Source organism: Rhizobacter sp. P2_H2 (assembly GCF_056403375.1).
In genome coordinates, this window is record NZ_JBFUFP010000257.1 from 1 (window position 1) to 6,077 (window position 6,077).

The 6,077-nt window shown below is 69.4% G+C and carries 6 protein-coding genes and 1 pseudogene; 6 read left to right on the top strand and 1 reads right to left on the bottom strand.

Translation table 11 applies throughout. From position 1 onward, the window contains the following. A partial coding sequence (locus AC1D15_RS15030) for a flagellar hook-basal body complex protein FliE (RefSeq protein WP_477826608.1) occupies positions 1–214 on the bottom strand: 214 nt, incomplete at its 3' end. Positions 215–359: 145 nt separating this feature from the next. Here AC1D15_RS15030 and fliF point away from each other — a divergent pair. The 6 genes and pseudogenes from fliF to AC1D15_RS15060 form a co-directional block, all read left to right on the top strand. Next, positions 360–2,057 (top strand): flagellar basal-body MS-ring/collar protein FliF, encoded by a 1,698-nt coding sequence (gene fliF, locus AC1D15_RS15035; RefSeq protein WP_477826609.1) that lies wholly within the window; start codon positions 360–362, stop codon positions 2,055–2,057. A gap of 36 nt (positions 2,058–2,093) precedes the next feature. Further along, the gene (gene fliG, locus AC1D15_RS15040) at positions 2,094–3,089 is read left to right on the top strand and encodes a flagellar motor switch protein FliG (protein WP_477826610.1); all 996 of its coding nucleotides are present in this window, start codon (positions 2,094–2,096) and stop codon (positions 3,087–3,089) included. Next, positions 3,073–3,852: a FliH/SctL family protein gene (locus tag AC1D15_RS15045; protein WP_465111046.1), complete on the top strand. Its 780-nt coding sequence runs from the start codon at positions 3,073–3,075 to the stop codon at positions 3,850–3,852. Before fliG ends, AC1D15_RS15045 begins: the two co-directional genes overlap by 17 nt. Then, positions 3,849–5,273, top strand: coding sequence for a flagellar protein export ATPase FliI (gene fliI / locus AC1D15_RS15050; RefSeq protein WP_052211237.1), 1,425 nt, complete (start codon positions 3,849–3,851; stop codon positions 5,271–5,273). Before AC1D15_RS15045 ends, fliI begins: the two co-directional genes overlap by 4 nt. Before the next feature lie 25 nt (positions 5,274–5,298). After that, entirely contained in the window at positions 5,299–5,775 is a 477-nt protein-coding gene (gene fliJ / locus AC1D15_RS15055; RefSeq protein ID WP_477826611.1) for a flagellar export protein FliJ, read from the top strand. Between the two features lie 64 nt (positions 5,776–5,839). Further along, positions 5,840–6,077: pseudogene (locus AC1D15_RS15060) on the top strand (hypothetical protein); the annotation flags it as partial.

A 6,077-nucleotide genomic window follows, 5' to 3' on the forward strand; every position in this document is an offset into this window, starting at 1 on the left:
GGCTCACCGTCGGGTTGCCCAGCGACACCTGGCGCTGCATCTCGTCGGACTTCAGCTGCGAATCGCTCACCGAGCGCAGCGCCTGCGTCAGCGCCTGCTGGAAGCCCGCGCCCTCGGTGGCCTTGCTGCTGTTGACCAGCGGCGTGCCGTTCGGGTTCATCCCCGCACGGGCCGCTGCCTGCGCGAAGTTGAAGGGCTTGAGGGTGACGTCCATGGAGTCGAACTGTAGACAAGACCCTGAAAGCGGATGGGGCGAACTGCGGGCCGTTTCCCCGGCTGTTCAACGCAATTGAAACCTCAAGTTTCCAAATAATCGCTTCATTCAGGCGGCCTGTGCCCGTCTACCTCAAGCGAACAACATGGACAACGCGGTCACCCTTGCCAATGCCAACCAGCTTGCCGCCCCGGCCGGTTTCGGCGCGCGCCTGGCCGCGCTGCCCGCCAGGAGCAAGGCGAGCCTGGGCCTCGGCATCGCGGCGCTGATCGCCGTGCTGGCTGCCATCACGCTGTGGAGCAGCCAGGGTGACTACAAGGTGCTGTACGCCAACCTGTCCGAGAAGGACGGCGGCGCGATCATCGCCCAGCTGTCGCAGATGAACGTGCCGTACCGCTATTCCGATGGCGGCGGCGCGATCCTCGTGCCGGCGGCACAAGTTCACGACCTGCGCCTGAAGCTCGCGTCGGCCGGGCTGCCCAAGGGCTCGATCGTCGGCTTCGAGCTGATGGACGGCGCCAAGTTCGGCCAGACCCAGTTCCAGGAGCGCCTGACCTTCCAGCGCGGCCTCGAAGGCGAGCTGACCCGCTCGATCATGGCGATGTCGGCCGTGCAGAACGCCCGCGTGCACCTGGCGCTGCCGAACCAGAACGGCTTCTTCCGCGAACAGCAGAAGCCCAGCGCCTCGGTGATGCTGACGCTGCACCCCGGCCGCACGCTCGACCGCTCGCAGGTCGCCGGCATCGTGCACCTGGTGTCGTCCAGCGTGCCCGAGATGAACCCGAAGGCCGTCAGCGTGCTCGACCAGACCGGCACGCTGCTTTCGGCCGCCAACGACGCCACCAACGGCGCCGGCCTCGACGCGCAGCAGCTGCAGTACGTGAACCAGATCGAGGCCAGCTACAACAAGCGCATCCTCGACATCCTCGAGCCGGTGATCGGCCGCGACAACCTGCGCGCGCAGGTCACCGCCGACATCGACTTCTCGCAGGTCGAGTCCACCGCCGAGGAGTTCAAGCCCAACCAGGGCGAGAACGCGCAGGCCAGCGTGCGCAGCCAGCAGAGCAGCGAGCAGATGGGCCAGAGCGGGRCCGGCGCCACCGGCATTCCCGGGGCCGCGTCGAACCAGCCGCCGGTGCCGGCGACCGCCCCGGTGACGGGCGCCGCCCAGCCGCTGCAGACCGCGCAGAACGGCGCTGCCAGCAACACCAACAGCCGCAAGGAAGCGGTCACCAACTACGAGATCGACAAGACCGTGCGCGTGACGCGCAACGCCACCGGCACCGTCAAGCGCCTGAACGCCGCCGTGGTCGTCAACCACCGCAGCGTGACCGACGCCAAGGGCAAGACCACCACCGTGCCGCTGACGCCCGACGAGATCGAGAAGCTCAACGTGCTGGTGCGCGAGAGCATCGGCTTCAAGCAGGAGCGTGGCGATTCGGTGAAGGTCATCAACGCGCCGTTCCGCATCGAGAAGATCGAGCCCGACACCACGCCGATCTGGAAGCAGCCGCAGACGCTGGACATGCTGCGCGCCGCCGCGGTGCCGGCCTCGCTGGCCCTGGTCGCGATGGTGATCGTGTTCGGCCTGATCCGCCCGGCCCTGAAGGCTGCGCTGCCGCAGCCGGTGTCGCCGGCCGATGCGCGCGGCAACACGCTGAATGCGATGGTCGACGATGCCGAGTCTCTGCCGAAGCTCGGCCACGAAGCCGACGCGAAACTGCCGATGCTCGAGGCGCCGCGCATCAGCCCGACGCTGATCGCCGCCCGCGCCTACGCCAAGGACAACCCCGCCGCAGTGGCCAGCATCGTGCGCGACTGGGTCAGCGGCGAAGCCGCCTGACGCCCGGCCCCCACAAGAACAACGGAACGGAACACGATGGACGCCAAGGGACTGGAAGACGCGGCAATCCTGATGATGTCGCTCGGCGAGGAGGAAGCCTCCGAGGTGTTCAAGCACCTCACGCCGAAAGAGGTGCAGGGCCTCGGCGAGACCATCGCCAGGATGAAGACCATCCCGCGCGACCGCGTGGAGACGGTGCTGGAGCGCYTCGCCACCCAGGCACAGGAGCAGAGCCTGCTCGTCACCGACAACGACGAATACATCAAGAGCGTGCTGCGCAAGGCGCTCGGCGACGACAAGGCCAACCTGCTGATCGACCGCATCCTGCAGGGCGGCGACACCAGCGGCATCGAGAGCCTGAAGTGGATGGACGCGAGCTCGGTGGCCGAGCTGCTGCGCAACGAGCACCCGCAGATCGTCGCAGCGATCCTGGTGCACCTCGATTTCGACCAGGCCTCGTCGGTGCTGAAGTGCTTCACCGAGCGCCAGCGCAACGAGGTGGTGGTGCGCATCGCCACGCTCGACGGCATCCAGCCGTCGGCGCTGAAGGACCTGAACGACGTGATGAGCAAGGTGCTGGCCGGCGGCGACAAGCTGCGCAAGGCCTCGCTCGGCGGCGTGAAGACCGCGGCCGAGATGATCAACCTGCTGGGCGGCAGCATCGAGACCGCGGTGCTCGACTACGTGCGCGAGGCCGACAACGAGCTGGCCCAGAAGATCATGGACAACATGTTCACCTTCGACGACCTGGAGAAGGTCGACGACAAGGGCATCCAGCTGGTGCTGAAGGAAGTGCAGTCCGAGTCGCTGGTGATCGCGCTGAAGGGCGCGACGCCGGAGATGCGCGAGAAGGTGTTCCGCAACATGTCCACGCGCGCCGCCGAGACGCTGCGCGAAGACCTGGAATCGCGCGGCCCGGTGCGCGTGAGCGAGGTCGAGGCCGAGCAGAAGGAAATGCTGAAGATCGTGCGTCGCCTGAGCGACGAAGGCCAGATCGTGCTCGGAGGCGGCGGTGATGACCAGTTCCTCTAAGCCGAACGGCCCGCGGCAGGTGCCGCCGCCGGCCGGCGCGAAGCCGACCAGCAACTACAGCCGCTTCATCCCGCGCGAGGAGCTGAGCTCGTTCGCGGCGTGGAACCCGGGCTCGCTGTCCGGCGGCCCCGAGGCGTCGAGCGCCGGCGTGCAACGCCCCGCGCCGCCGGCCCCGCCGCCGCCGAACCCGGCCGACGAACTGATGGCGCAGCTCAAGCAGGTGCGCCAGACCGGCTATCAGGACGGCTACCGCGACGGCCTGGTCGCGCTCGACGGCTTCAAGCAGAGCTACGCCGCGCAGGTCACCGCGCAGGTCGGCGCGATCGTGCAGGGCTTCGGCCAGCAGCTCGACGACCTGCAGCAGGACATGGCGCGCGCGCTGGCCGTCACCGCCACGCAACTGGCCAAGCAGATGGTGCGCAGCGAGCTGAGCATGAAGCCCGAGCTGGTCGCGGTGGTCGCGACCGAGGCGGTCGACACGCTGCTGCTGAGCGCCCGCCACATCACCGTGCGCGTGCACCCGGACGACCACGCGCTGGTCGCCCAGGGTGCGGCCGACGTGCTGTCCGCGCGCGGCGCGCGCCTGCTGTCCGACCCCGAGGTGCTGCGCGGCGGCTGCCTGGTCGAATCCGACATCGGCGTGATCGACGCGACGCTCGAGGCGCGCTGGCGCCGGGTCGCCGCCTCGCTCGGTTGCGAGCAGGAATGGGACGGCGACGACGCGCCGCTGCCCGAGATCGAAGAGGACGGTGAAGCCGCATGATCACCTCCCCGCAAGAAGCCAAGGCGGTGTCCACGACGGACAAGTGGCAGCGCTACCTCGGCGACCTGGAGAACTTCTCGGCGAGCGCGATGCCGCTGGAGACCCAGGGCACGCTGGTGCGCGTGGCCGGCCTGGTGCTCGAGGCCGCCGGGCTGCGCGTGCCGGTCGGCTCGGTCTGCGAGGTGCGCATGGACGGCCAGCCGCCGGTGCTGGCCGAGGTGGTCGGCTTCTCGGGCGATCGCGCCTACCTGATGCCCACCGGCGAGATCCACGGCCTGGCGAGCGGCGCGCGCGTCGTGCCGCGGCCGTCGCCGATCGTGCCGCTGCTGCTGGGCGCGACGCAACACCAATGGCGGCGCAGCGAAGACCGCACGCTGCACCTGCCGATGGGCGACGGGCTGCTCGGCCGCGTCGTCGATTCGCAGGGCCTGCCGATGGACCGCAAGGGCCCGCTCGGCAGCGTGCACAACGAGCCGCTGATCCGCCGCCCGATCAACGCGATGGACCGCGACCCGATCCGCCAGCCGCTGGACACCGGCGTGCGCGCGATCAACGCGATGCTGACGGTGGGYCGCGGCCAGCGCATCGGGCTGTTCGCCGGCACCGGCGTCGGCAAATCGGTGCTGCTCGGGATGATGGCGCGCTACACCGCGGCCGACGTGATCGTGGTCGGCCTGATCGGCGAGCGCGGCCGCGAAGTGAAGGAATTCATCGAGGACATCCTCGGCGAAGAGGGCCTGCGCCGCTCGGTCGTCGTGGCCGCGCCGGCCGATGCGCCGCCGCTCACGCGGCTGCAGGGCGCGAGCTACGCGACCGCGATCGCCGAGCATTTCCGCGACCGCGGCCAGCACGTGCTGCTGCTGATGGATTCGCTGACCCGCTTCGCGATGGCGCAGCGCGAGATCGCGCTCGCGATCGGCGAGCCGCCTGCGACCAAGGGCTACCCGCCGAGCTGCTTCGCGAAGCTGCCGCAGCTGGTGGAGCGCAGCGGCAACGGCATCCACGGCGTCGGCTCGATCACCGCGTTCTACACCGTGCTGAGCGAAGGCGACGACCAGCAGGACCCGATCGCCGATGCGGCGCGCGGCATCCTGGACGGCCACATCGTGCTGTCGCGCGAGCTGGCCGAGGCCGGCCACTACCCGGCGATCGACGTCGAGCGCTCGATCTCTCGGGTGATGAACAACGTGAGCCCGCAGGAGCACATCGACGCGGCGCGGCGTTTCCGCCAGCTGAGCGCGAAGTACACGAAGGCGCGCGACCTGATCCAGCTGGGCGCGTATTCGCCCGGCCACGACAGCGAGCTCGACGCCGCCGTCAAGCTGCACGGCCCGATGGTCGAGCTGCTGCAGCAAGGCATGAACAAACCGGCCAGCCTGAACAACAGCGTGCGGGATCTCCGCAAGTTGTTCGGCACCTGATCACGACGATTGAAGGAGTACCTCGATGAGCAACGATCGTTCGATTGAACCGCTGATGGCGCTGCTGGGCCAGGCCGAACGCGAACGCGATGCGGCGATGGCCGAATCGCGCCGTGCCGCCGATGCGCAGGCCGCGGCGCTGGCGCAGGCCGAGCAGCTGGCGAGCTACCGCGGCGAGTACGAGGCGCGCTTTCGCGAGCAGTTCAGCCGCAGCAGCTCGATGGACGTGATGCAGCACTACCAGGGCTTCATGCAGCGGCTGACGCTGGCGATCGACCAGCAGCAGCGCGTCGTGACGCATGCGCAGGGTCGCGTCGAGCGCGTGCTGCAGCTGCTGATCGAGCAGGAGATGCGCGTCGCCTCGGTGCGCAAGCTGCTGGAGCGCCGGCTGCAGGAGCTGCGCTTGGTGGCCGACCGCCGCGAGCAGAAGCAGACCGATGAGTTCGCTGCGCGCGCCGCGTGGAACCGGCTGAGCCAGGCGGGTGCTTCGCCGGTGGTCTGACGCGTTCGCATCCGAGTCTGCCGAGTTTTCCGATCCACCGCTGAATCAACGCCCAGGCACTTCCATGTCCGCCGTGTCGTCGTCCTTGCCGATCTTTTCCGCGAACAACCCGCTGGCCGTCGCGCCGGCCCCTGCGCCGTCGCCCGACGCGCCGCAGGCCAATGCCTTCTCGCAGATGCTGAAGCAGCGCCAGCAGGCCCAGGCGACGCCGGCCGCTGCGGCACCGGCGCCTGCCGCACCGCGTGCACCGACCACCAAGCCGGCCGCGCCTCAAGCGCCTGCGGCGCCGAAGGCCGCGCAGA